Source organism: Nonomuraea sp. NPDC049784, assembly GCF_040659615.1.
Taxonomy (GTDB): domain Bacteria; phylum Actinomycetota; class Actinomycetes; order Streptosporangiales; family Streptosporangiaceae; genus Nonomuraea.
This window is the reverse complement of record NZ_JBFAMX010001189.1, coordinates 1-1,461: the sequence shown is the minus strand read 5'-3', so window position 1 is coordinate 1,461 and position 1,461 is coordinate 1. Positions and strand designations below refer to the sequence as shown.

Below are 1,461 nucleotides of genomic sequence, written 5' to 3'. Positions count from 1 at the left end.
ACCGGAGCCGCCGCCTGCCATCGCGCCGAGGGGGGCGAACACTCTCATCAGCGCGGGCATGGCTACCACGCACAGCACCAGCATGACCAGCCCATACAGGAGGCCGTGGGCGTCTCGGGCGTCGGCGAACTGCCGCACCGAGGCCGCGATGATCAGGGCGACCATCGGTTTGTAGCACACCACGGCCAGCACGGCGGTGATCATTTTGGGGAGCCATTGACGGCTCGCGCCGCCGCCGATCATGCCGGCGGCGGCGATCGGCAGGAGCAGGGCCAGCAGGGGAAGCGTGGCGTTGCGCAGCAGCAGCACGATCATCTGGATGATGAGGACCAGGATGACCAGGATGCCGAGTTGCCAGGTGATGAACGCGAGTGGTGCAGCTCCGGCGACGTTGTTGGTCAGGCCCATCACGTTCAGGATCTGTTCGTGCAGTGACTGCTGTCCCTTGGGCAGGCCGCTGGTGAACATCTGTTCGAGGATCACTGCGGCGATGGTGTCGGCGGCCTCCATCAGCAGCGCGGTCAGGCCTACCCCGGCACCGCCCACCAGCGCGGTGACCACGAGGCCGAGGAACGCCTCCACCAGTGGGGCGGGACGACCCTGCACCATGGTCCGGATCATCTGGCCCATCAGCAGCACCGCGCCGATCATCCAGCCGATGGCGATGGTGAGCCCGTAGAGGGTCAACGCGCCCTGGTTGCGCAGGTCGAACGCGGTGAAGTTGAGGAACATGGTCACGAATACGCCGACGAGCGCTTTGACGGCCTCGAGCACCAGGTTGGCGAGCGGCCTGATCACCCCCTGTTCCACCGCTTCGGTGGCGGTGTCGCGCAGGAGCTGCCCGGCCTTCTCCCCCGCTTGCATCGCCTTCTTGGCGTTGCACTGCAGCACGATGATCGGTGAGGGGATCTTGCAGAGCTCCGGCGGCAGGTCCGGTATAGCTTCCCACGGCTTCGGCGTTGCCGCGGAGGACGAGGACGGATGCGGCCTGCTCGGTGTAGGCCTGCTCGGCGTCGGCGTCGGCGTCGGCGTCGGTGTCGGCGTCGGCGTCGGTGTCGGCGTCGGCGTCGGTGTCGGCGTCGGCGATGGCGTGTCGGTGACGGCGGTGGTGGCCGCCGCGATGGAGGTGCTGGCGTACGCCGGCCCGGTCGCTGTCGCCCATCCCAGGATGACGATGCCCACCAGGATCGTTGCCAGCCGGCAGCGGTGAAGGACCATCGTCACTCTCCTGGGCGGATGGCCCGCCAGCGCAGCTGGTTGAACGCGGCGCTGCCGGGCTCGGCGAAGCCCGGACGCGGCATCAGGCGCGCCGGGGTGCGCAAGACAACCCAGTCGCCGCCGCGCAGGTCGGCCTGCCAGCGCAGGTGACCGGTACTGGCGGCTAAATGGGATAAACAGCAATATTCCGGACGGCCTCAATCAGCCGTACGACCCCACGCGCGACCTCAATGATCTGAACCA

The 1,461-nt window shown here is 67.9% G+C and carries 3 protein-coding genes; 2 read left to right on the top strand and 1 reads right to left on the bottom strand.

What is annotated here, in order from left to right:
- Positions 1 to 891, bottom strand: an 891-nt coding sequence (locus tag AB0J09_RS64615) for a hypothetical protein (protein WP_360714387.1), incomplete at its 3' end; no start/stop codon positions are given.
- 1 nt (position 892) lies between these two features.
- Between AB0J09_RS64615 and AB0J09_RS64610 the strand changes: the two genes are divergently transcribed.
- Positions 893 to 1,210, top strand: coding sequence for a hypothetical protein (locus tag AB0J09_RS64610; protein ID WP_360714385.1), 318 nt, complete (start codon positions 893 to 895; stop codon positions 1,208 to 1,210).
- A gap of 26 nt (positions 1,211 to 1,236) precedes the next feature.
- Positions 1,237 to 1,368, top strand: a complete 132-nt coding sequence (locus tag AB0J09_RS64605) for a hypothetical protein (RefSeq protein ID WP_360714383.1) — start codon at positions 1,237 to 1,239, stop codon at positions 1,366 to 1,368.
- The last annotated feature ends 93 nt before the right edge of the window (positions 1,369 to 1,461 follow it).

Excerpts from the sequence above, each read along its gene's own strand:
- AB0J09_RS64605 (WP_360714383.1), top strand. The coding sequence starts at position 1,237 with ATGGCCCGCCAGCGCAGCTGGTTGAACGCGGCGCTGCCGGGCTCGGCG.
- AB0J09_RS64610 (WP_360714385.1), top strand. The coding sequence starts at position 893 with ATGATCGGTGAGGGGATCTTGCAGAGCTCCGGCGGCAGGTCCGGTATA.